The organism is Mycobacterium sp. NGS57 (assembly GCF_059812405.1).
Map to the genome: position 1 here is coordinate 486,035 of NZ_JCALCP010000001.1, position 23,193 is coordinate 509,227.

A 23,193-nucleotide genomic window follows, 5' to 3' on the forward strand; every position below is an offset into this window, starting at 1 on the left:
TCACGAGATCGGGACCGGTTCCTGCTCGGGGACTTCCGGCTCCTCGGCGTGCTCCGGGCGGCCCACGATCAGCAGCCCCAGCAGCGCCCCGATCACGCAGACGCCCGCGGTGACGGTGAAGATCTCGCCGTACATCGCCGCGAACGACGGCAGGACGTTCTGCGCCTGGGCGACCGCGCGGTCCACTTTGCTCAGGTCGGTGGGCAGCGCGCCGTTCTTCTCGTTGAGGATCTGGTAGAAGCGGTACAGCCCCCACGCGCTGAGACCGGCCACACCGATCAGCATGCCGGTCATCCGCGACACCACCACCGCCGCCGAGGCGATGCCGTGCTCGGCGGCGGGGACGACGCGCAGGGCGGCCGACGTCAGCGGCCCGATGACCAGCCCGAGCCCCAGCCCCGCGATCAGGAGGTCGTTGTTGACCGCGACGCCGCCGATCATCAGGTCGTTGTTCATCGCGGGCACCGAGAACAGGCCGAAGAAGCTGTGCCGGTAGTGCGGCAGGTCGACCGGCCAGTGCGAGATCAGCAGGTAGCCGCCGGCGGCGATGAGCAGCCCGACCACGGTGACGGGGCGGTCGCCGACCCGAGTGGCGATGAAGCCGCCCAGCAGCGCCCCGATCGGCAGCGCGATCAAAAACGACGTCAGCATCCCGGCCGCCTTGGCCTGGTCCAGGCCCATCACGCCCTGACCGAACAACTCCACGTCGACCAGCGTCACCATCAGCGCGGCGCCGGCGGCGAACGAGGCGCCCATCGAGGCCAAAAACGGCCGGAACTGCACGCCCGCCGGGTTGATCAGCCGGGTGCGCGCGAAGCGCTCCCACAACAGGAAGGCCACCCCGAAGACGGCCGCCGCGATCACCAGCGGCGGCCCGTAGCTGGGCAGGGCCTCCTGACCGTTCGGGTTGGGGTTGTACAAGCCGATGACCGCGAGGCCGAGCGTGATGGCGATCAGCACCCCGCCGATCACGTCGATCTTCTCCGGCGCCTCGCTGCGGTCGTGCTTGGGCAGGCTGATCTGGATCAGCGCCATCGCGACCAGGGTCAGCGGGACGTTGATCCAGAACACGTCGCGCCAGTCGCGCAGCAACCAGACGATGAGGATCCCGTACAGCGGGCCGAGCACGCTGCCCAGCTCCTGGGCGGCCCCGATGCCGCCGAGCACGGCCGCGCGGTTGCGCTGCGCCCACAGATCGGCGCCCAGGGCCAGGGTCACCGGCAGCAGCGCGCCGCTGGCCACGCCCTGGATGGTGCGGCCGGCGATCAGCACGGGCAGGCTCGACAGGTGGAAGTTCTGGATCGGGTAGCCGAGGATCACCAGGTCGCGCAGCGGGTGGCCCATGAACTCCACGGTCATGCTGGACACGTCGAAGTTGCCGATCTGCACGGCCAGCGCGGTGATCACCGAGCCGATCATGAACGTGAACAGGCTGACCTGGAGCAGCCGCTTGCGGCCGAACCGGTCGGACGCCTTGCCCAGCAGCGGCATGGCCGCGATGTAGCCGAGCAGGTACATCGTGACGATGGGGGTGATCCGCTGCAGCTGGTTAATCGGGATGCCGACGTCGTGCATGATGTCGCGCATGATGGTGACCACGACGTACGCGTCGAGGGCACCGAGCAGCACCGCCAGGCTGCCCGCGCCGATCGCTACCCGGCGTCCCGCCAGTCGCCTCATGAGCCCGCGGGCTTGTTGATCTGCAGGGGCTTGTTCCAGTTCGACACGGTCATCTGGACGCCGTTGCCCTGGCTCTGCTGCAGGCTGACCTGGGCCAGGTCGTGGTTGCCGGTTTCCACGATCCACACCGTGGCCGGCACCGGCCCGGTCGCCTTGAACGGTGACACGATCTTGTTCACGGCGTCGGCCGAGACGTTGCCGCTGATGCGCACGGTGGTCTGGCCGCTGATCTGGTCGCGGCCCTCGGCCTTGGCGTCGGTGAAGTGTGCCAGCACGTTGGCCACTCCGGTGTCGGGGTTCAGCAGCGCCGAGGGGTCGTACACCTGGGAGGCCGGTCCGACGTCCATCATCGTCTTGTCGCCGGGGTTCAGCGCGTTGGTGTAGAGGTCACCGTCCACGACGACGAAGTCGGCGCTGATGTCCGACCCGAGGTAGGTGAGCTGGGCGTTGCCCTGGGCCGCGGTGTTCGGCGACGTGGTGAGGTCGCCGGTCAGGTTTTTGACGGGCAGCCCGGCGATCTTGCCGGTCACGGTCAGCACCAGGTGCGCGCTCTTCAGGTTCTTGGTGGTGTCCGCGGACTGCTTCACCAGCGTCCCGGCGTCGGGCAACGGGCCGCCGCTTTTCGACGAGCTGAACGAGCAACCGGCCACCAGGGCGGCGGCGAGGCCCACGAAGGCAAGGACGACCGATAGACGGCGGGGGTTTTGCATACCCTGCATCGTAAAGGGTGCCCGGCAGCGGCTCGGTGAACGCGGCGCGCACCTGGCCGCGCATCGCCCCATTAACCTGGTGCAATGTTCACCGGAATTGTCGAGGAACTCGGGGAGGTGACGGGCCGCGAGGTCCTCGCCGACGCCGCGCGGCTGACCGTTCGCGGGCCCGTGGTGACCGCCGACGCCCGACACGGCGATTCGATCGCGGTCAACGGGGTGTGCCTGACCGTGGCCGAACTGCTTCCGGACGGCCGGTTCACCGCCGACGTGATGGGCGAGACCCTGAACCGGTCCAACCTCGGTGACTTGCGCGTCGGCGGACGGGTGAACCTGGAGCGCGCCGCGGCCGTCAACAGCCGCCTCGGCGGGCACATCGTGCAGGGCCACGTCGACGGCACCGGCACGGTGGCGGCCCGGACGCCCTCGCAGCACTGGGAGGTGGTGCGCATCGAGATCCCCGCCGCGGTGGCCCGCTACGTCGTCGAGAAGGGCTCGATCACGGTCGACGGGATTTCGCTGACGGTGTCCGCGCTGGGCGCCGACCCGCGGGACTGGTTCGAGGTGTCGCTGATCCCGACGACGCGCGAGCTCACCACCCTGGGCGCCGCCCCGGTCGGGACGCAGGTGAACCTCGAGGTCGACGTCATCGCCAAGTACGTCGAGCGGTTGATGGCCAGGTAGACGACCGAAACACGACGCGGTCACTCGCCGAGACGTAAGCCAGTGTCACGTTCTGCGGCGTGTCGTGTGTGCCGTTTAAGTGTCGCGGCGCGTGAGGCGCTCCCACTCAGTAAGCCATGGCAATATCCGCGCGGCCGCGGTGGTTCATACTGGATGTCACACTTGGGCCTCCCGGCCCCTACGACAGCTAGGCAGCAGATGACGAGGTTGGACTCCGTCGAGCGGGCGGTTGCCGACATTGCGGCCGGTAAGGCCGTCGTCGTCATCGACGACGAGGACCGCGAGAACGAGGGCGACCTCATCTTCGCCGCGGAAAAGGCCACCCCGGAGATGGTGGCCTTCATGGTCCGCTACACCTCGGGGTATCTGTGCGTCCCGCTGGACGGCGCGATCTGCGACCGGCTCGGGCTGCTGCCGATGTACGCGGTGAACCAGGACAAGCACGGCACCGCCTACACCGTCACTGTCGACGCGAGACTCGGTGTGGGAACCGGGATTTCGGCGTCCGACCGCGCCACCACGATGCGGTTGCTCGCCGATCCTGCCGCCGTCGCCGACGATTTCACCCGCCCCGGCCACGTGGTTCCGTTGCGCGCCAAGGACGGCGGCGTGCTGCGCCGGCCCGGCCACACCGAGGCCGCCGTGGACCTGGCCCGGATGGCGGGGCTGCAGCCCGCGGGGGCCATCTGCGAGATCGTCAGCCAGAAGGACGAGGGCTCGATGGCCCAGACCGACGAGCTGCGGGTGTTCGCCGACGAGCACGACCTCGCGCTGATCACCATCGCCGACCTGATCGAATGGCGCCGCAAGCACGAGAAGCACATCGCGCGGATCGCCGAGGCGCGGATCCCGACCCGGCACGGCGAGTTCCGCGCCATCGGCTACGCCAGCATCTACGAGGACGTCGAACACGTCGCGCTGGTCCGCGGCGAGATCGCCGGGCCCAACGCCGACGGCGACGACGTGCTGGTCCGCGTGCACTCCGAATGCCTGACCGGCGACGTGTTCGGTTCACGCCGCTGCGACTGCGGTCCGCAGCTGGACGCCGCGATGGCGATGGTCGCCCGCGAGGGCCGCGGCGTGGTGCTCTACATGCGCGGCCACGAGGGCCGCGGCATCGGCCTGATGCACAAACTGCAGGCCTATCAGCTGCAGGACGCGGGCGACGACACCGTCGACGCGAACCTCAAGCTCGGGTTGCCCGCCGACGCCCGCGATTACGGGATCGGCGCGCAGATCCTGGTCGACCTCGGGGTCCGCTCGATGCGGCTGCTGACCAACAACCCGGCCAAGCGGGTCGGGCTGGACGGGTACGGGCTGCACATCATCGAGCGGGTGCCGCTTCCGGTGCGGGCCAACGCGGAGAACATCCGCTACCTGATGACCAAGCGCGACAAGATGGGCCACGACCTGGCCGGGCTGGACGACTTCCACGAATCCGTGCATTTGCCCGGCGAATTCGGCGGTGCTCTGTGAGTGGTGGTGGCGGCATACCGGACGTGCCGCCGCTCGACGCGTCCGGCGTGCGGCTGGCCATCGTCGCGAGCACCTGGCACAGCGAAATCTGCGACGCCCTGCTGGCCGGCGCCCGCAAGGTGGCGACCGAGTCGGGCATCGACGACCCGACCGTGGTCCGGGTGATCGGGGCGATCGAGATCCCGGTGATCGCGCAGGAACTGGCCCGCAACCACGACGCCGTCGTCGCGCTCGGTGTGGTGATCCGCGGCCAGACACCGCATTTCGACTACGTGTGTGACGCGGTGACGCAGGGGCTGACGCGGGTGTCGCTGGACGCGTCCACCCCGGTCGCCAACGGCGTGCTGACCACCGACAACGAGGAGCAGGCCCTGGACCGGGCCGGCCTGCCGCAATCGGCCGAGGACAAGGGCGCTCAGGCGACCGGGGCGGCCCTGACCACCGCGCTGACGCTGCGCGACCTGCGCGCCCGGTCGTGACCACGCCGAGCCGCGAGGACTGGGACGTCGAGCTGCGTCCCCACCGCACGCCGTTATTCGTCTATGCCGCAGCGTTTCTGATCGCCGCCACGCACATCGTCGTGGGGCTGTTGCTCAAAATCAGATCCAGCGGCGTGATCTTTCACACCTCCGACCAGGTGGCGATCGCCGTTCTCGGTCTGGTGATCGCCGGCGGCGTGCTGTTGTTCGCGCGCCCGCGGCTGCGGGTGGGCCCGGCCGGGTTGTCGGTGCGAAACCTGTTCGGGTACAAGCTGATTCCGTGGCATGACGTGGTCGGAGTGTCATTTCCCGCCGGTAAGCGGTGGGCGCGCATCGACCTGCCCGACGACGAGTACATCCCGCTGATGGCGATCCAGGCCGCCGACAAGGAGCGGGCCGTCGAGGCGATGGACACCGTGCGATCGCTGCTGGCGCGCTACCGCGAGGACCCGCCCTCGAACCTCTAGCCTTCGGCGTCGAGGCTCCAGGTGCTGGGCATCATCGGCATGGCGGAGTTGTCCGAATCGCCGGGCAGCGTGGTCAATCCCCCGGCGGGGGCGGCACCGGCGTGTTGGGTGGTTCCGGCGAATCCCATTGCGCCCGCGCCGTGCTCGGAAGCCGCGTCCAGGTATTCGTGCCGGTGGCCCCGGTCGACCAGTCCCGCGCGACGGCGGCGCCGTCGCGCCTGTTCCTCGGTGGCCGCAGTGGCCGTTGCGGCGGCGGCGTCGGGCGCCGGCGCGCTTCGCCGGGCGGCGGCGGCGACGCTCATCGGCGCGCCGGACCCGAGGCCGGGAGGGCCGACCAGGTAGGGGAAACCGACGCCCGGGGCCGCGACGGCGGTGGGTGGCGGCGGCGGGGCGGCGCCGGGCGCCGGGGCCGCGGCGGGCACGGGCGCGGGTGCCGGCGCCGGCGCGAGCGCCGCCGCGGGCGCACCGGGGCCGGGGGCCATCGCGGCAACGGGCCCAACGTGACCCGGTGCGGGCGCCGGCTCAGGAACGGCAGGCACCGGGGCGGGGGCGGCCCCCGCCAGCCCGGCCAGCCCGGCCGCCCCCGCGATACCCCCCAGCAACGCGGGGGCGATCAGGCCGGCCGAAAGCTCAGCCAATTGCGTCAATTGCGGGGCGAAGGTGAGATATACCTCGCCCGACCAGCGCGGAATCCAATACGTCAGGGTGCTGTAGAGCACCTGACCGTTGGTCGAATTCGGGTTCGTCAGCTCGTTCTCGAACGCGGTGATGACCTTGCCGACGCGCTCCGACCACCAGTTCGGATCGGTGGGGCCCGGACCTTCGTCGTGGCTGCCGCCGGAGTTGTTGGCGGCGGCTTTCAGGATCCGCGGCGCCGGGGCGGTCTGCGGCGTCGAGGCCACCGCGGCGCTGGACACGGTCTGGTAGGTCGTCATCGTGGTGGCCGCCTGGATCCACATCCGCGCGTAGTCGGCCTCGTTCAGCGCGATCGGAATCGTGTTGATCCCAAAGAAATTCGTCGCCACCAGCACCGCGTGGGTGGCGTGGTTGGCGGCCAACTCGGCCAGGCTCGGCATGGCCGCCACCGCGGCGACGTACGCCGCGGCCGCGGCCTCGTGCTGTCCGGCCGCCGCCGTGCTGTTGGCGCTGGCCTGCATCAGCCACGCCAGATACGGCACGTGGGCGGCCACGTACGACTCCGCGCTGGGACCCTGCCACGCCCCCGCCTGCACCGCCGCCAGCAGCGCGTCGAGTTCTTCGGCGGCCGAGGCATATTCGGCGCTCAACGAGTTCAGCGCCGCCGCCGCGGAGATCAACGACTCGATGCCCGGGCCGCTGCTCAACAGCGCCGAGTGCACCTCCGGCGGCGACGCCATCCAGCTCACGGCGCAATTCTTCCCCGCCGCCTGGCAGTTCCGCAATATCGACGCTAAGAGGATTCTCAGCCCGCAGGTGCGGATTATTAGCTCGGATCGGCCCGTTGCAGCGGAGGCAGCGGCTCAACCCTGCGGCAGCCGGACCAGGAACCCGGCGGCCAGCAGCGTGCGCGCTAACTCCGTCTGTTGCGGCGCGGTCAACCCCGGCAGCTCGTGAACGCGAAACGCCTTGGTGCTCTTCGCGATGAAACGCAGGGCGGCCTCGTGGTCGGCGCCGACGCCGATCGACAGTTGAGCAAACTGCAGGGCGGCGCCGCGGCCGTCGGCCACCACCCGCGCGTAGAGCGGCCGGTACCTGGCCACCCGTGTTTGCCCGTCGATCCCGACGGAGTCCGAGATCCGTCCGACGGGCGGGCAGCGGCCGCGCCGGGCGAGGACCTCCTCCATCGCGGCGAGGCCTCCGGCGATCAGGCTCGGGTCCTCGACGACGTCGCGCAGGAGGTCGCCGAGGCCGGCGCGCAGCGCGTCGTCGTCGAGGTGTCGCGGCGGCAGCCGGGCGTGCAGGCGGTCGTCGCGCAGGCTGAGCGCATGTAGCGCGTGGGTGATGAGCGTGAGCACGGTCGGCGCGTGGATTCCGACGGTCAGGTGCAGCGACGGCTCCGACGCGGTTTCGGCCGCGTGGACCCGGCCCCGCGGCAGGTACAGGACGTCGCCGGGCTGCAGACGCAACTGGCTCGGCAGCGGAATGTCGCCGGCCACTCCCTCCCGGCGCTGGATCTCGTGCGGGGGCACCACCCCGTCGTCGGACAACCGCCACACCTTGGATCCCTGGATCTGCAGGACCAACACGTCGTGCGGGTCGTAATGCGGCTCGAAGCCGGTCGATTCGGGTGGCGTGAGGTAGGCGTTGACCCGGGTGGGGAAGTTCAGCTCGACCTCGATCGAATGGGACAGCGACGCGATCGCGCGAAGGTATTGCTCGATCCCGTTGAGGACGACGGTGTAGCCGTCGGCGAAGGCGCCGCGGACGCGGGTCACGTCGAGGCTGCCGTCGGGGCAGGCGTCCAGCGTCTTGCCGCCCCGGACCAGGCGCAGCGCCGACGGCTCCGGCCGGACGCTCTCCAAAAGCCCGTCGACGGCCGAGGTGCCACGCAGCAGGCCGTCGAAATAGCCCGCCCGGCCGCGCTGGACGTGGTGGTGCGTCACGCCCCAAACGTCGTCGAGGAAGCCCTGCACGCTGAGCGGCTGGAGCAACCAGGCCAGGGAGGGCTCGGCGGTAACCATGACGGTGTCAGCATCGCAGCCGGCCAAACGGCTTGTCGAACGGGTCGGGGGCGGCTACTAGCCTGGGGACGTGCCAGATCCCGCCACCTATCGCCCCGCGCCCGGGTCCATTCCGGTCGAGCCGGGCGTCTACCGGTTCCGGGACTCCTACGGGCGAGTCATCTACGTCGGCAAGGCCAAGAGCCTGCGCAGCCGGCTGACGTCGTACTTCCAGGACATCTCCGCCCTGCACCCGCGAACCCGGCAGATGGTGACCACCGCGGCCAAGGTCGAGTGGACGGTGGTCAACACCGAAGTCGAGGCGCTGCAGCTGGAATACAACTGGATCAAGGAATTCGATCCGCGCTTCAACGTCCGCTACCGCGACGACAAGTCGTACCCGGTGCTCGCGGTCACCCTCAACGAGGAGTTCCCCCGGCTCATGGTCTATCGCGGCCCGCGGCGCAAGGGGGTCCGTTATTTCGGGCCGTACTCGCACGCGTGGGCGATCCGCGAAACGCTGGACCTGCTCACCCGCGTGTTCCCTGCTCGCACCTGTTCGGCCGGAGTCTTCAAGCGGCACAAGCAGATCGACCGCCCGTGCCTGCTCGGCTACATCGACAAATGCTCGGCGCCGTGTATCGGCAGGGTCAGCGCCGAACAGCACCGCCAGATCGTGGACGACTTCTGCGACTTCTTGTCCGGCAAGACCGATCGGTTTGCCCGCGAGCTCGAGCAGCAGATGAACGCCGCGGCCGAGCACCTCGATTTCGAGCGGGCCGCGCGGCTGCGCGACGACCTGTCGGCGCTGAAGCGCGCGATGGAAAAGCAGGCCGTGGTGCTCGGCGACGGCACCGACGCCGACGTCGTCGCCTTCGCCGACGACGAGCTGGAGGCCGCCGTGCAGGTGTTCCACGTGCGCGGCGGCCGGGTCCGCGGCCAGCGCGGCTGGATCGTCGAAAAATCCGGGGACCCGGGCGATTCGGGTGAGGAGCGGTTGGTCGAACAGTTCCTGACCCAGTTCTACGGCGAGCAGGCCGAACTCGGTGGCGCCGCCGACGAGGCCGCCAACCCGGTGCCGCGCGAGGTGCTGGTGCCGTGCCTGCCGTCGAACTCCGACGAGCTGACCAGCTGGCTGACGGGCCTGCGCGGATCCCGGGTCGCGCTCAGGGTCCCGCGCCGCGGCGACAAGCGCGCGCTCGCCGAAACCGTGCAGCGCAACGCGAAAGAGGCGCTGCAGCAACACAAGCTGAAGCGGGCCGGCGACTTCAACGCGAGATCCGCGGCGCTGCAGAACATTCAGGACGCACTGGGCCTGGCCGACGCGCCGCTGCGCATCGAGTGCGTCGACATCAGCCACGTGCAGGGCACCGACGTGGTGGGCTCGCTGGTGGTGTTCGAGGACGGCCTGCCGCGCAAGTCGGACTACCGCCACTTCGGGATCCGGGAAGCCGCCGGGCAGGGCCGCTCCGACGACGTCGCCTCCATCGCCGAGGTGACCCGCCGCCGCTTCGCCCGGCATCTCACCGACCAGAACGACCCCAATATGCTTTCGGCGGAAGGGAAGTCGCGCCGCTTCGCCTACCCGCCCAACCTGTTCGTCGTCGACGGCGGCGCGCCGCAAGTCAACGCGGCCAGCGGCGTGCTCGACGACCTCGGCATCACCGACGTCGCGGTGATCGGGCTGGCCAAGCGGCTGGAAGAGATCTGGGTGCCCGCCGAGCCGGACCCGATCATCATGCCGCGCAACAGCGAGGGCCTCTACCTGCTGCAGCGGGTGCGCGACGAGGCGCACCGCTTCGCCATCGCCTACCATCGCAGCAAGCGATCCAAGCGAATGACCGCCTCGGCGCTGGATTCGGTGCCAGGATTGGGCGAACACCGGCGCAAGGCGCTGGTCACCCACTTCGGATCGATAGCCCGCCTCAAGGAGGCCACCGTCGACCAGATCACCGCCGTCCCGGGCATCGGCGTGGCCACCGCCACCGCCGTTCTCGAGGCGCTAAAGCCCGAGCAACCGGAAGCCCCGCAATGACGAGCCAGGCGGGCATCGACGTCGTCCTGGTGACGGGATTGTCCGGCGCCGGGCGGGGTACCGCGGCCAAGGTGCTCGAGGACCTCGGCTGGTATGTCGCCGACAACCTGCCGCCCCAGCTGATCACCCGGATGGTCGATTTCGGCCTCGCGGCCGGGTCGCGGATCACCCAGCTGGCGGTCGTGATGGACGTGCGGTCACGCGGGTTCACCGGCGACCTGGATTCGGTGCGCACCGAGCTGGCCACCCGCAACATCACCCCCCGCGTGGTGTTCATGGAGGCCTCCGACGACATGCTGGTGCGCCGCTACGAGCAGAACCGCCGCAGCCACCCGCTGCAGGGGGAGCAGACGCTGGCCGAGGGCATCGCCGCCGAGCGCAGGATGCTGGCCCCGGTGCGCGCCACCGCCGACCTGATCATCGACACCTCGACGCTGTCGGTGCGGGGCCTGCGGGAGAGCATCGAGCGCGCGTTCGGCGGCGATACCGGCGCGTCCACCAGCGTCACGGTCGAATCGTTCGGCTTCAAATACGGCCTGCCGATGGACGCCGACATGGTGATGGACGTGCGATTCCTGCCCAACCCGCACTGGGTCGACGACCTGCGTCCGCTCACCGGCCAGCATCCGGCGGTGCGCGATTACGTGTTGGGCCAGCCGGGCGCGGCGGAGTTCCTCGACGCCTACCATCGATTGCTGAATCTGGTCGTCGACGGCTATCGCCGGGAGGGCAAGCGGTACATGACGGTCGCCATCGGCTGCACCGGCGGCAAGCATCGAAGCGTCGCGATCGCCGAGGCGCTGATGCAGCTGCTGGGCGCCAACCAGCAGCTGGCGGTGCGGGTGCTGCACCGGGACCTGGGCCGCGAATGACCGGCAACATCGTCGCGTTGGGGGGCGGCCACGGCTTGTACGCGACGCTGTCGGCCGCGCGCCGGCTGACCCCCCACGTCACCGCCGTGGTCACCGTCGCCGACGACGGCGGCTCGTCGGGCCGGCTACGCAGCGAACTGGACGTCGTGCCACCCGGCGATTTGCGAATGGCGTTGGCGGCGTTGGCATCCGACAGCCCGTACGGGCGGCTGTGGGCGACCATCCTGCAGCACCGATTCGGCGGCAGCGGCGCCCTGGCCGGCCACCCGATCGGCAACCTGCTGCTGGCCGGGCTCAACGAGGTGCTGGCCGACCCGGTCGCCGCCCTCGACGAGCTCGGCCGCATCCTCGGCGTCAAGGGCCGGGTGCTGCCGATGTGCCCGATAGCGCTGCAGATCGAGGCCGACGTCTCCGGGCTCGAGGCCGACCCGCGGATCTTCCGGCTGATCCGCGGGCAGGTGGCGATCGCGACGACGCCGGGCAAGGTGCGGCGGGTGCGGCTGTTGCCGGCGGACCCGCCGGCCACGCGGCAGGCCGTCGACGCGATCATGGCCGCCGACCTGGTGGTGCTGGGCCCGGGCTCCTGGTTCACCAGCGTGATCCCGCATGTGCTGGTGCCCGGGCTGGCCAAGGCGCTGCAGGCCACCGCCGCCCGCCGCGCGCTGGTGCTCAACCTGGTCGCCGAGCCGGGGGAGACGGCCGGCTTCTCGGTGGAGCGCCACCTGCACGTGCTGGCCCAGCACGCGCCCGGGTTCACCGTGCACGACATCGTCATCGACGCACAACGGGTGCCGGGTGAGCGCGAACGCGAACAACTGCGGCGCACCGCGACGCTGCTGCAGGCGGAGGTCCACTTCGCCGACGTCTCCGGACCTGGTACACCTTTACATGACCCGGGCAAGCTCGCGGCGGCGCTGGACGGGGTCCGAGCCGGCCACGGTGGTGGTCCAAAACGCTCGGGAGCCCCCTCGGCAACGACCACGAAGGAATTTCGCGTGGACGGCGAAAGGGGTGACGACGCGTGGCAATGACGACCGAAGTCAAGGACGAGCTGAGCCGCCTGATCGTGAAGTCGGTGAGCGCGCGGCGCGCGGAGGTCACGTCCCTGCTGAGGTTCGCCGGCGGGTTGCACATCGTGGCGGGCCGGGTGGTCGTCGAGGCCGAGGTGGACCTGGGCAACGTCGCGCGCCGGCTGCGCAAGGACATCTTCGAGCTCTACGGGTACAACGCCGTCGTGCATGTGTTGTCCGCCAGCGGAATTCGCAAGAGCACCCGCTACGTGCTGCGGGTGGCCAACGACGGCGAGGCGCTGGCCCGCCAGACCGGGCTGCTCGACATGCGCGGACGCCCGGTGCGGGGGCTGCCGGCCCAGGTGGTCGGCGGCAGCGTCGGCGACGCCGAGGCGGCGTGGCGGGGGGCGTTTTTGGCGCACGGGTCGCTGACCGAGCCGGGACGCTCGTCGGCCCTGGAAGTCAGCTGCCCCGGCCCGGAGGCCGCGCTGGCGCTGGTGGGCGCGGCGCGCCGACTCGGGGTCAGCGCCAAGGCGCGCGAGGTGCGCGGCGCGGACCGGGTGGTGGTGCGCGACGGCGAGGCGATCGGCGCGCTGCTGACCCGGATGGGCGCCCAGGACACCCGGCTGGTCTGGGAGGAGCGCCGGATGCGCCGCGAGGTCCGCGCGACGGCCAACCGGCTGGCCAACTTCGACGACGCCAACCTGCGCCGCTCGGCGCGCGCGGCCGTCGCCGCCGCCGCCCGGGTGGAGCGCGCCCTGGATATCCTCGGCGACACGGTCCCCGAGCACCTGGCCTCGGCGGGCAGGCTGCGCGTCGAGCACCGGCAGGCCTCGCTGGAGGAGCTCGGCCGCCTGGCCGACCCGCCGATGACCAAAGACGCTGTGGCCGGGCGCATTCGGCGCCTGTTGTCCATGGCCGACCGCAAGGCCAAGGTCGACGGCATCCCCGACACGGAGTCGGCGGTGACGCCCGACCTCTTGGAGGATGCCTGACCGCGGGCTACCGTCATTGCATGAAACGGCTTTCGAGTGTCGATGCGGCATTTTGGTCTGCGGAAACCGCGGGCTGGCACATGCACGTGGGTGCCCTGGCGATCTGCGATCCCAACGATGCGCCCGAGTACAGCTTCGCCCGGCTGCGCGAGCTGCTCATCGAGCGGCTGCCGGAGCTGCCGCAGCTGCGGTGGCGCGTCACCGGCTCGCCGCTGGGCCTGGACCGGCCGTGGTTCGTCGAGGACGAGGAGCTCGACGTCGACTTCCACCTGCGTCGCATCGGCGTGCCCGGCCCGGGCGGCCGCCGCGAGGTCGAGGAGCTGGTCGGGCGGCTGATGTCCTACAAGCTGGACCGCTCGCGGCCGCTGTGGGAGATGTGGGTCATCGAGGGGGTCGAGGGCGGGCGGATCGCGACGCTGACCAAGATGCATCACGCCATCGTCGACGGCGTCTCCGGCGCGGGCCTGGGCGAGATCCTGCTGGATGTCACGCCGGAACCCCGTGCGCCGCAAGAGGAAACGGTCGGGTCACTGGTGGGATTCCAGCTTCCCGGCCTGGAGCGCCGCGCGGTGGGCGCGCTGATCAACGTCGGCATCAAGACGCCGTTCCGCATCGCCCGGCTGGTCGAGCAGACGCTGCGTCAGCAGGTCGCCGCGCTGGGTGTCAGCAGCAGGCCGCCGCGCTACTTCGAGGCCCCCAAGACCCGGTTCAACGCGCCGGTGTCGCCGCACCGGCGGATCACCGGATGCCGCGTCGAGCTGGCGCGGGCCAAGGCGATCAAGGACATCTACGGCGTCAAGCTCAACGACGTGGTGCTCGCGCTGGTGGCCGGCGCGGCGCGCGGTTATCTGGAGAAGCGCGGCGAGCTGCCGGTCAAACCGCTCATCGCGCAGATCCCGGTGTCGACGCGGACCGACGCGGAAAAAAGCGACGTCGGCAACAAGGTCAGCTCGATGACGGCGTCGCTGGCCACCGACATCGACGACCCCGTCGAGCGGCTCAAGGCGATCCACGAAAGCACCCAGAGCGCCAAGCTGATGGCCAAGGCGCTGTCGGCGCATCAGATCATGGGGCTGACCGAGACCACGCCGCCGGGTCTGCTGCAGCTGGCCGCGCGGGCCTACACCGCCAGCGGGCTGTCGCGAAACCTGGCCCCCATCAACCTCGTTGTGTCCAACGTCCCGGGTCCGCCGTTCCCGCTGTACATGGCGGGCGCCAAACTGGATTCGCTGGTGCCGCTGGGGCCGCCGGTCATGGACGTCGCCCTGAACATCACCTGCTTCTCCTACCAGGGGTACCTGGACTTCGGCTTCGTCACGACGCCGGAGGTGGCCAACGACATCGACGACATGGCCGATCGCATCGAGCCGGCGCTGAGCGAACTCGAAGCGGCCGCCGCGCGCGACTGATCGGGCCTGCTCGCCGCCCGTCTTCCAGTGCGCCGTACGTGAAGCTGTGGCGAGAAAACCTTGAATTCACCGCCGAAATTTCGCCATGAGTGCACGCTCGGCGACGCGCCCTATTCGCCGCCCGGCGGGCGCGTCGCGTACACCCACGACAGGAACCGCGCCACGGCATCGGCGGAGCGGTGCGCGCGCGGGGAGCTGAAGATGTCGAAAGCGTGCTGGGCGTATGGCAATTCGGCGTAGGCGACCGGCGACTTGGACACCGCGCGCAGCTCGTCGACGAACTCCTGCGCCTCGCCGACCGGGATCAGGGAGTCGTCGTGGCCGTGCAGCACGAAAAACGGTGGGGCGTCGGCGCGTAGCCGCCGGATGGGGGAGGCGTCGACGTAGATGTCGCGGTGGGTCGCGTATTTGCGCTTCACCACGAACTTTTCGAGCAGCCCGACGAACTCGGGGCGGCCCTCGCCCTCGGTGGAGAACCAGTCGTAGCGCCCGTACACCGGGACCGCGGCGACGACGGAGGTGTCGGCGTCCTCGAAGCCCGGCTGGAACGTCGGGTCATTGGGGGTCAGCGCCGCCAGCGCGCACAGGTGCCCGCCGGCCGAGCCGCCGGTGATCGCGACGAAGTCCGGGTCGCCGCCGTAGCGGGCGATGTTCTCCTTGACCCAGGCCAGCGCCCGCTTGACGTCGACGATGTGGTCGGGCCACGTGTGCACGGGGGAGACCCGGTAGCCGATCGACACGCACACCCAGCCGCGCGCGGCCAGGTGGCTCATCAGCGGGTAGGCCTGGGGCCGGCGCATGCCGATCACCCAGGCGCCGCCGGGCACCTGCACCAGCACCGGGGCCTTGCCGTCGCGGGGCAGGTCGCGGCGCCGCCAGATGTCGGCGAGGTTCGCCCGGCCGTGCGGTCCGTAGGACACCACGTTGGTCTTCTCGACGTAGCGCCGCCGCGCCACGGTGTTGCCCAGCGGCAGGTTGCGCCGTCCGCGGCGGGTGGGCTCGCGCTGCGGCAGCTTGTTCAGCGCCTCCCGGTAGTCGTCGCCGAGTTGCTCGCGCAGGCCGGCCTCCAGCACCGGGGCCGGGGTGGTGACCCCCCGGTACTTGATCACCGCAAGGATCGCCCAGGACGCGGCCGTCAGCGCCAAAGCCGCCGTGCCCCGACGCCCGGCGAAGTCGCCGCGCCGGCCGCGGCGCAGCACGTCGGCCAGGGAGACCGAGAAGTACACGCCGGGCACCTCGGAGGCCGGCCAGCCGAACCAGAACACCAGCACGGTGCTGTAGCCCTTGCGGGCCAGCGGGCGTAATCCATTGGCGGCGTTGGCCAATTCCAGCGCGGCGCGCGCCAGCGGCCGCGGCTTGGGTTTGCGCCACCGCATCAGTCGGTGACCTTCGCGTGCAATTCGTTGCGCAGGATCTTGCCGGTGCTGCCGCGCGGCAGTTCGTCGAGGACGGCGATCTCGCGGGGCACCTTGTAGTTGGCGAGGTTGTCGCGCACGTGCTGCTTGAGGTCGTCGGGGGTGGCCGATCGGCCCGGCTCGAGCACCACGAACGCCGCCAGCCGCTGGCCGTACTGCTCGTCGTCCACGCCGATCACCGCGGCCTCGGCCACATCCGGGTGCGCGGCAAGGGTTTTCTCCACCTCGATCGGGTAGACGTTCTCGCCGCCGGAGACGATCATCTCGTCGTCGCGGCCGACGACGAACAGGCGCCCTGCCTCGTCGAGGTAGCCGACGTCGCCCGACGACATGAACCCGGCATGAAAGTCCTTCGTCGTGCCCGAGGTGTAGCCCTCGAACTGCGTGTCGTTGCGGACGTAGATGCCGCCGACCTCGCCCGTCGGCAGCTCGTTGAATTCGCCGTCCAGGATGCGGATTTCGGTTCCACCGGCCGGGCGGCCCGCGGTGTCGGGGGCCGCCCGCAGGTCGGCCGGGGTGGCGGTGGCGATCATGCCGGCCTCGGTCGCGTTGTAGTTGTTGTAGATCACGTCGCCGAACTGGTCCATGAACGCGGTGACGACGTCGGGGCGCATCCGCGAGCCGGAGGCCGCGGCGAACCGCAATGTCTTGCAGCTGTAGCGGTTTCGCACCTCATCGGGCAGTTCCATGATGCGGTCGAACATCACCGGCACCACCGCCAGGCCCGTGGCCCCGTTGCGGTCGATGAGATCCAGGGTGGCCTCGGGGTCGAACTTTCGGCGGGTGACCACCGTGCAGGCCATCGAGGCGGCGAAGATCAGCTGGGAGAAGCCCCAGGCGTGGAACATCGGCGCGACGATCACGATGGTCTCCTCGGCGCGCCACGGCGTGCGATCCAGGATCGCCTTGAGCGTGCCGATCCCGGCGCTGCCGCCGGTTTGGTTGGCGCCCTTGGGTGTTCCGGTGGTGCCGGAGGTCAGCAGGATCATCCTGCTCTTGGCGCCGGTGCGCCGCGGCTGCCCCCCGGCGTGCTCGGCGATCAGCCGCTCTAGTTTTTCCAAGGCCAGCCCGTGGTGCCCGTCGGTCCACGCGACGATGCGGGTGACGCCGGGCCGGTCGGCGAACGCGCGGTCCACCGTCGCGGTGAACTCCTCGTCGTAGATGACGGCGTCGACGCCCTCGCGGTTGACGACGTCGGCCAGCGCCGGCCCGGCGAACGACGTGTTGAGCAGCACGACGTCGGAGCCGATCCGGCTGGCGCCCACCACCGCCTCGACGAACCCGCGGTGATTGCGGCACATCACCCCGACGACCTTCGGCTGGCCGTTCGGCAGGCCCTGCAGCGCCGCGGCCAGCGCGTTGATCCGCTCGTCGAGCTGCCGCCAGGTCAGCGTGCCGAGCTCGTCGATCAGGCCGGGCCGGTCCGGGCAGCGCTGGGCCGCGCCGGCGAAACCCACGGTCATGCCCATGCCCTCGCGGCGCATGGCGGCGGCCATCTTCAGGTAGCGGTCGGGCCGCATCGGCGCGATCATTCCGGCGCGCCGCAGCGTGCTGATAACCCCGAGGGCCTCGTTGACACGGGATGCCATGGCTCAGCCCAGGATCGGGAATCGGCGCTTGGCGGCCAGGTCGCTGAGCCCCTGCTGCATCACCGAGCGCACGTGGGCGTCGACCTCGTCGACGTCGGGGTCGTCGCCGAACTGCGCGGCGATGTCGATCGGTTCGAGCACTTGCGTGACGATCTTGGTGGGCAGCGGCAGGTTCGGCGGGACCGCGGCGGAAAACCCGAACGGGAAGCCGAACGACAGCGGCAGAATGTCGCTGCGCAGCAACCGTTTGATGCCGAGACGCTGAGCCAGCCAGGTGCCGCGCGACAGGTAGAGCTGGGTCTGTTGCCCGCCGATGGACACCGCGGGCACGATCGGCACCCCGGCCTCGATCGCCGTGCTGACGTATCCCTTGCGGCCGTTGAAGTCGATGACGTTCTCCGACAACGTCGGCCGGTACGCGTCGTAGTCGCCACCGGGAAACACGACCACCACGCCGCCGGACCGCAGCGCGGTCGCCGCGTTCTCCCGGTGGGCCCGGATGTAGCCGGTGCGCCGGAAGAACTGCGCCGTCGGCCCCATGAAGAGGATGTCGTGGCTCAGCGTGTAGACCGGCCGGCCGTAGCCGAACTTCTCGTAGAAGTGGGCGCTGAAGATCGGGACGTCCATCGGGAACATGCCGCCGGAGTGGTTGCCGACGACCAGGGCGCCGCCCGCCGGGAAGGAATCCAGGCCCCGGACCTCCGACCGGAAGTAGGTCTTGAGGAACGGGCGCAGCACGCCCATCAGTCGCTGGGTCAGGCCGGGATCGAACTTGTCGATGTCCGGGATCTCTGGGCTGTCGCTGTCGGTCACGGATAGATTGTATTCGCGAGCCGGTTTCACCTCCGACGGGATTGAGGCCACCCATGGGATTCATGGCACCGGAGTTGCCCGACGCCGACCCCGACACCTGGCAGGCGCAGTCGCGGGCCACGCGGCTGCAGATCGTGACCCGGCACTGGGCCGAACACGGCTTCGGCACCCCGTACGCGGTGTATCTGCTCTACGCGCTCAAGATCGCCCTGTATGTTGCCGCCCCGGCCGCGATCATCTCGCTGACCCCCGGGCTGGGCGGGCTGGGCCGCATCGGCGACTGGTGGACGCAGCCGATCGTGTACCAGAAGTTCATCGTCTTCACGTTGCTGTTCGAGGTGCTGGGCTTCGGCTGCGGGTCCGGGCCGCTGACCGGGCGGTTCATGCCACCGATCGGCGGGTTTCTGTATTGGTTGCGCCCCAACACGATTCGGCTGCCCGCCTGGCCCGGCAAGGTCCCGTTCACGAAAGGCGACACCCGCACCGCCGTCGACGTCGCCCTGTATGCCGTCGTGCTGGCCGGCGGGGTGTGGGCGCTGGTGTCGCCCGGGCACGGGGGAGCGGTCACCGCCGCCGGGGACGTCGGGCTGATCGACCCTGTCGCGGTGGTGCCGACGATCGTCGCCCTGGTGCTGCTGGGGCTGCGCGACAAGACGATCTTTTTGGCCGCGCGCGGCGAACACTACTGGCTCAAGCTGCTGGTGTTCTTCTTCCCGTTCGTCGACCAGGTCGCGGCGTTCAAGATCATCATGCTCGGCTTGTGGTGGGGCGCAGCCACTTCCAAGCTCAACCACCACTTCCCGTACGTCGTGTCGGTGATGACGAGCAACAACGCGCTGCTGCGCCCCAAACTGTTCCTGCGGCTCAAGCACGCGCTGTACCTCGACCCGGTGGACGACCTGCGGCCCTCGTGGGTGCCCAAGTTCATGGCCCACGTCGGCGGGACCACGGCGGAATTCATCGTCCCGGGGGTCCTGGTGCTCGTGGCGGGCGGCCAGCCGTGGCGGTGGTTCCTGATCGCGTTCATGGTGATCTTCCACCTCAACATCCTGTCCAACCTCCCCATGGGGGTGCCGTTGGAGTGGAACGTGTTCTTCATCTTCTCGCTGTTCTATCTGTTCGGGCACTACGGCTCCATCACCGTCTACGACTTCGACACCCCGCTGCTGCCCGCCGCCCTGATCATCGTGCTCGCCGTCGCGCTGATCGCGGGAAACATGTTTCCCCAACAGATTTCGTTCCTGCCAGCGATGCGCTACTACGCGGGCAACTGGGCCACCAGCGTGTGGTGCTTCCGCCCGGGCGCCGAGGAGAAGATCGAATCCACCGTCGTCAAGAGCTCGGCGCTGGTCACCAAGCAACTGGCCACCATGTACGACCCGAAGACCGCCGAAATCATGATCGACAAGGTCGCGGCGTTCCGCGCCATGCACGTGCACGGCCGGGCGCTCAACGCGCTGTTGCCGCGCGCTATCGAGAACGAGGCCGACTACAAGATCCGCGAGGGCGAGATCGTCGCCGGCCCGCTCGTCGGCTGGAACTTCGGCGAGGGCCACCTGCACAACGAGCAGCTGCTCGAGGCGGTGCAGCGGCGCTGCGGGTTCGCCGAGGGCGACGTCCGCGTCATCGTCCTCGAAGGACAGCCGATCCACATCCAGAAGCAGTGGTACCGCATCCTCGACGCGCACGCCGGGGTGATCGAGGCGGGCTACGTCGAGGTCGCCGACATGCTGACCCGCCAGCCGTGGCCCGAGCCCGGCGACGAAATCCCCGTGCACGTCACCACATGACGACGGCCGTCGTGGTCGGCGCCGGGCCCAACGGGCTGGCCGCCGCGATCCACCTGGCCCGCCACGGCGTTGACGTGCAGGTGCTCGAGGCCCGCGACACGCTCGGCGGGGGAGCGCGCTCGGGCGAGCTGACGGTGCCCGGCCTCATCCACGACGTCTGTTCGGCTGCGCATCCGATGGCAGTGGGTTCACCGTTCTGGGAGGAGATCGACCTGCCGAGCTACGGGCTGACCTGGAAGTGGCCGGAGGTCGACTGCGCGCACCCACTCGACGACGGCGCCGCGGGGTTGCTGTATCGGTCGATCGACCGAACCGTGGCCGAAATGGGCGCCGACGGACGGCGGTGGCGGCTCGCGGTGGGCGATCTCGCCGCCGGCTTCGACGAGCTGTGCCAAGACCTGATGCGACCGGTCCTGCATGTTCCGCACCACCCCATCCGGCTTGCTGCCTTCGGGCCGCGCGCGGTGCTGCCGGCCACGGTGCTGGCTTGCGGGTTTCGCACCGAGCGGGTGCGCGCGCTATACGGCGGCCAGGCCGCGCACGCTTACACCCGGCTCGACCGGCCGCTGACGGCCGCAATGGCGCTGATGTTCATGGCCAGCGGGCACCACTACGGCTGGCCGGTAGCCGAGGGCGGATCGGGGTCGATCATCGCGGCGCTGGCAACCGTCCTGGCCGAACACGGCGCTGCGATCACCACCGGCGTCACAGCGACCAGCCGCAAAGACATTCCCGACGCCGACATCGTCATGCTCGACCTCACCCCGGCCGCGGCGCTGCGGCTCTACGGCGACGCCATGCCAGGTCGCATCAAGCGCTCCTACCGGCGCTACCGTCAGGGGTCCTCGGCCTTCAAGGTCGACTACGCCATCGAGGGCCACATTCCCTGGACCAATCCCGACTGCGGCCACGCCGGCATCGTGCATCTGGGGGGGACATTCGCCGAGATCGCACATAGCGAACGGGAGCGGTCGCAAGGACGGATGTACCGGCGGCCGTTCATCATCCTTGGGCAGCAGTACCTGGCCGACCCGTCACGCTCGGCCGGCAATATCAACCCGATCTACGCCTACGCCCACGTGCCGTTCGGCTACACCGGCGATGCCACCGAGATCATCACCGACCAGATCGAGCGCTTCGCGCCCGGATTCCGCGATCGCGTCGTCGCCACCGTCACCAGCGGTACCGCCGATCTGCAGGCCTACAACCCGAACTTCATCGGCGGCGACATCATTGGCGGCGCCAACGACGGCCTGCAGGTCATCTTCCGGCCGCGCGTCTCGGTCAACCCGTACGCGACCGGTGTCCCTGGCGTGTACCTGTGTTCGCAATCCACCCCGCCGGGCGCCGGCATCCACGGGCTGTGCGGCTACCACGCCGCGGACTCGGCGCTGCGGTGGCTGCGGATTATTCCTGCACGATCACCGGGTCGCCGACGCTGACGTTGTCGAAGTACCACTCGGCGTCGGCGGGGCTCAGGCTGATGCAGCCGTGGCTGACGTTCTCCAGCCCCATGGCGTTGACGGCCCACGGCGCCGAGTGCACGAACAGGCCGCGCCCGGAGATGCGGACCGCGTAGTCCACCGGGATCACATAGCCGTCCGGGTCGTCGACGGGGATGCCGACGCTGCTGGAATCCATGACCACCGAGCGTTCTTTGGACAGGACGGTGTAGGTGCCCACCGGGGTCGCGTACTCGGGCCTGCCCATCGAGGCCGGCAGCACCCCCTGCTCGCCGAAGTGGGGCCGGTGGTGCGGCGCGGGCAGCGACGGCGGCGGTCCCGCCTCGACCCCGTCGATGCTCACGGTGAACGTGTGCTGGGAGATGCTGGCCACCCCGACGACGGCGGGGCCGGTCTGGAATTCGGTGGCCACGCCGCCCACCGACAGCGCCACCGTGCTGTGCGCCGGCCAGAACCGGTCGGGAGCCCAGCGCACGACGTCATTGTCAAGCCATTCGTACTTGCCGGTCATCGCCGGAGCCGACGTGATCGCGAGGGCGCCTTCGGCGGCCTGCCGGTCGGTGACCGGCGCGCGGAACGTCACGACCACGGGATGCGCCACGCCCACCACCGCGCCGCGCGTCGGCACGATCGACGCGATTGCCGACCCATACGGCTGGTAGCCGGCCGCCAGGCGCACGTTGACCGGCCCACCAACCACACTCGCGGCGATCGCGATCACCGCGAGAACACAGCGAACGACGGCACGCATGGCTCCAGTTCCTTTTGAGGGGGCGCCCCGGCACCCAATGTGCCGGGGCGGGTGGACAATTCGATCCCGTGTCAGTGCGCGGGGCCGGGCGCGATCGGCTGACCGGGCACCGGCCCACCGGCCGGCGGCGGGCCCACCGGGTCACCCTTGCCCGCATAGGTTCCCGACATGTCGATGATGGGAGCGCCGGCCGGCAGCGGCGCACCCACCGGGCCGCCGGCCAGAATGGGCGCGCCCACCGGCAGCGGCGCACCGATCGGCAGCGGCGCGCCGATCGGCAGCGGCGCACCGATCGGCAGGGGAGCGCCGATCGGCAGCGGGGCGCCGACGGGCACGGGCGCGCCGACGGGCAACGGGGGCCCCAGGGCGATCAGCGGGGCACCGACCGGCACCACCGGCAGGGGCCCCGGCACCGCCAGCGGGACACCGGACATGTCGGTGACCGGGGCGCTGGCCGTGCACACCTGGCCGGTCGCCGCCGGCGCGCCGGCCGCCCCCGCCCCGCCCGCGGCAGCCGGCCCACCGGCGATCGGGCCGCCGGCCGCCGGCGCCTCGCCGGACATCCCCTCGACGCACGCCGTCCCGCCGGTCTTCAGCGGACCGGCCGCAGCAGTCGGGCTCAACGCTATGGCGGCCCCGCACAGCCCGGCGATAGCACCCACTTTGATGTAGAACCGATCAAAGACCGTCATCCCGGCCCACTCCTTCAGCACTCAGTTTTTCCGCAACATCCGGGGCAGCGAAACCGCATAGCCGTACCGCAGCCGTGTCGAATGTAGGGCCGCCGATCGCTATTGGACACGCGACGATTCCGGGGCTTATAGAACCGATACAAACCAGACACGCTCCGGTGACCGCGGGTGTTTGCGCCCCGGTAAAAGCCCAGCACTCTTCCCGGCCGAGGGTGGCGCGCGTC

Annotated in this window: 20 protein-coding genes; 11 read left to right on the plus strand and 9 right to left on the minus strand. The window is 70.2% G+C overall.

The genetic code is table 11. From position 1 onward, the window contains the following. Together AC5Y43_RS02510 and AC5Y43_RS02515 are read right to left on the minus strand one after the other, a co-directional pair. Positions 1–1,680 carry an MFS transporter gene (locus tag AC5Y43_RS02510; protein WP_499968962.1) on the minus strand — a complete coding sequence of 560 codons (1,680 nt, stop codon included), beginning with the start codon at positions 1,678–1,680 and terminating at the stop codon, positions 1–3. Next, on the minus strand, positions 1,677–2,399 hold the full coding sequence (locus AC5Y43_RS02515; RefSeq protein ID WP_499968964.1) for an LppX_LprAFG lipoprotein: 723 nt from the start codon (positions 2,397–2,399) through the stop codon (positions 1,677–1,679). The genes AC5Y43_RS02510 and AC5Y43_RS02515 overlap by 4 nt, the downstream gene beginning before the upstream one ends. 75 nt (positions 2,400–2,474) lie before the next feature. Here AC5Y43_RS02515 and AC5Y43_RS02520 point away from each other — a divergent pair, with 75 nt between their 5' ends. The 4 genes from AC5Y43_RS02520 (at position 2,475) to AC5Y43_RS02535 (ending at position 5,496) form a co-directional block, all read left to right on the plus strand. Then, on the plus strand, positions 2,475–3,074 hold the full coding sequence (locus tag AC5Y43_RS02520) for a riboflavin synthase (protein ID WP_499968966.1): 600 nt from the start codon (positions 2,475–2,477) through the stop codon (positions 3,072–3,074). 198 nt (positions 3,075–3,272) lie between these two features. Continuing rightward, positions 3,273–4,550 carry a bifunctional 3,4-dihydroxy-2-butanone-4-phosphate synthase/GTP cyclohydrolase II gene (locus tag AC5Y43_RS02525; protein WP_499968968.1) on the plus strand — a complete coding sequence of 426 codons (1,278 nt, stop codon included), beginning with the start codon at positions 3,273–3,275 and terminating at the stop codon, positions 4,548–4,550. Continuing rightward, entirely contained in the window at positions 4,547–5,029 is a 483-nt protein-coding gene (gene ribH / locus AC5Y43_RS02530) for a 6,7-dimethyl-8-ribityllumazine synthase (protein ID WP_499968970.1), read from the plus strand. The genes AC5Y43_RS02525 and ribH overlap by 4 nt, the downstream gene beginning before the upstream one ends. Continuing rightward, positions 5,026–5,496, plus strand: a complete 471-nt coding sequence (locus AC5Y43_RS02535; RefSeq protein WP_499968972.1) for a PH domain-containing protein — start codon at positions 5,026–5,028, stop codon at positions 5,494–5,496. Before ribH ends, AC5Y43_RS02535 begins: the two co-directional genes overlap by 4 nt. Here the strand turns inward: AC5Y43_RS02535 and AC5Y43_RS02540 are convergent. Beyond that, positions 5,493–6,872: a PPE family protein gene (locus AC5Y43_RS02540; protein WP_499969388.1), complete on the minus strand. Its 1,380-nt coding sequence runs from the start codon at positions 6,870–6,872 to the stop codon at positions 5,493–5,495. The two genes, AC5Y43_RS02535 and AC5Y43_RS02540, sit on opposite strands and share 4 nt — an antisense overlap. 123 nt (positions 6,873–6,995) lie before the next feature. Further along, positions 6,996–8,156, minus strand: a complete 1,161-nt coding sequence (locus tag AC5Y43_RS02545) for a cupin domain-containing protein (RefSeq protein WP_499968974.1) — start codon at positions 8,154–8,156, stop codon at positions 6,996–6,998. A gap of 70 nt (positions 8,157–8,226) precedes the next feature. Between AC5Y43_RS02545 and uvrC the strand changes: the two genes are divergently transcribed. Genes uvrC through AC5Y43_RS02570 form a run of 5 tightly spaced genes read left to right on the plus strand, consistent with a single transcriptional unit; the run spans position 8,227 to position 14,456 of the window. Further along, the gene (uvrC, locus tag AC5Y43_RS02550) at positions 8,227–10,170 is read left to right on the plus strand and encodes an excinuclease ABC subunit UvrC (RefSeq protein ID WP_499968976.1); all 1,944 of its coding nucleotides are present in this window, start codon (positions 8,227–8,229) and stop codon (positions 10,168–10,170) included. Beyond that, positions 10,167–11,042 (plus strand): RNase adapter RapZ, encoded by an 876-nt coding sequence (gene rapZ, locus AC5Y43_RS02555; RefSeq protein ID WP_499968978.1) that lies wholly within the window; start codon positions 10,167–10,169, stop codon positions 11,040–11,042. The genes uvrC and rapZ overlap by 4 nt, the downstream gene beginning before the upstream one ends. Continuing rightward, positions 11,039–12,073, plus strand: coding sequence for a YvcK family protein (locus AC5Y43_RS02560; protein ID WP_499968980.1), 1,035 nt, complete (start codon positions 11,039–11,041; stop codon positions 12,071–12,073). Before rapZ ends, AC5Y43_RS02560 begins: the two co-directional genes overlap by 4 nt. Continuing rightward, complete coding sequence (whiA, locus tag AC5Y43_RS02565) at positions 12,070–13,047, plus strand: DNA-binding protein WhiA (RefSeq protein ID WP_499968983.1); 978 nt, start codon at positions 12,070–12,072, stop codon at positions 13,045–13,047. Before AC5Y43_RS02560 ends, whiA begins: the two co-directional genes overlap by 4 nt. A 20-nt stretch (positions 13,048–13,067) precedes the next feature. Continuing rightward, entirely contained in the window at positions 13,068–14,456 is a 1,389-nt protein-coding gene (locus tag AC5Y43_RS02570; protein ID WP_499968985.1) for a WS/DGAT/MGAT family O-acyltransferase, read from the plus strand. Positions 14,457–14,566: 110 nt separating this feature from the next. On the opposite strand, the gene AC5Y43_RS02575 is transcribed toward AC5Y43_RS02570, so the two are convergent. From AC5Y43_RS02575 to AC5Y43_RS02585, 3 genes are read right to left on the minus strand one after another with little or no spacing between them, the layout of a single operon-like run. Then, positions 14,567–15,832 carry an alpha/beta hydrolase gene (locus AC5Y43_RS02575; protein ID WP_499968987.1) on the minus strand — a complete coding sequence of 422 codons (1,266 nt, stop codon included), beginning with the start codon at positions 15,830–15,832 and terminating at the stop codon, positions 14,567–14,569. Next, complete coding sequence (gene fadD12, locus AC5Y43_RS02580) at positions 15,832–17,460, minus strand: acyl-CoA ligase FadD12 (protein ID WP_499968989.1); 1,629 nt, start codon at positions 17,458–17,460, stop codon at positions 15,832–15,834. Before fadD12 ends, AC5Y43_RS02575 begins: the two co-directional genes overlap by 1 nt. Before the next feature lie 3 nt (positions 17,461–17,463). Next, the gene (locus AC5Y43_RS02585) at positions 17,464–18,204 is read right to left on the minus strand and encodes a 1-acyl-sn-glycerol-3-phosphate acyltransferase (RefSeq protein WP_499969390.1); all 741 of its coding nucleotides are present in this window, start codon (positions 18,202–18,204) and stop codon (positions 17,464–17,466) included. A gap of 122 nt (positions 18,205–18,326) precedes the next feature. On the opposite strand from AC5Y43_RS02585, the gene AC5Y43_RS02590 reads away from it, so the two are divergent. Further along, on the plus strand, positions 18,327–20,063 hold the full coding sequence (locus tag AC5Y43_RS02590) for a DUF3556 domain-containing protein (RefSeq protein WP_499968991.1): 1,737 nt from the start codon (positions 18,327–18,329) through the stop codon (positions 20,061–20,063). Continuing rightward, positions 20,060–21,505, plus strand: a complete 1,446-nt coding sequence (locus AC5Y43_RS02595; RefSeq protein ID WP_499968993.1) for a phytoene desaturase family protein — start codon at positions 20,060–20,062, stop codon at positions 21,503–21,505. The genes AC5Y43_RS02590 and AC5Y43_RS02595 overlap by 4 nt, the downstream gene beginning before the upstream one ends. Here AC5Y43_RS02595 and AC5Y43_RS02600 read toward each other — a convergent pair. Then, the gene (locus tag AC5Y43_RS02600; RefSeq protein WP_499968995.1) at positions 21,471–22,277 is read right to left on the minus strand and encodes a L,D-transpeptidase; all 807 of its coding nucleotides are present in this window, start codon (positions 22,275–22,277) and stop codon (positions 21,471–21,473) included. The two genes, AC5Y43_RS02595 and AC5Y43_RS02600, sit on opposite strands and share 35 nt — an antisense overlap. A gap of 71 nt (positions 22,278–22,348) precedes the next feature. Further along, positions 22,349–22,969 carry a beta-xylosidase gene (locus AC5Y43_RS02605; RefSeq protein ID WP_499968996.1) on the minus strand — a complete coding sequence of 207 codons (621 nt, stop codon included), beginning with the start codon at positions 22,967–22,969 and terminating at the stop codon, positions 22,349–22,351. Positions 22,970–23,193 lie beyond the last annotated feature (224 nt).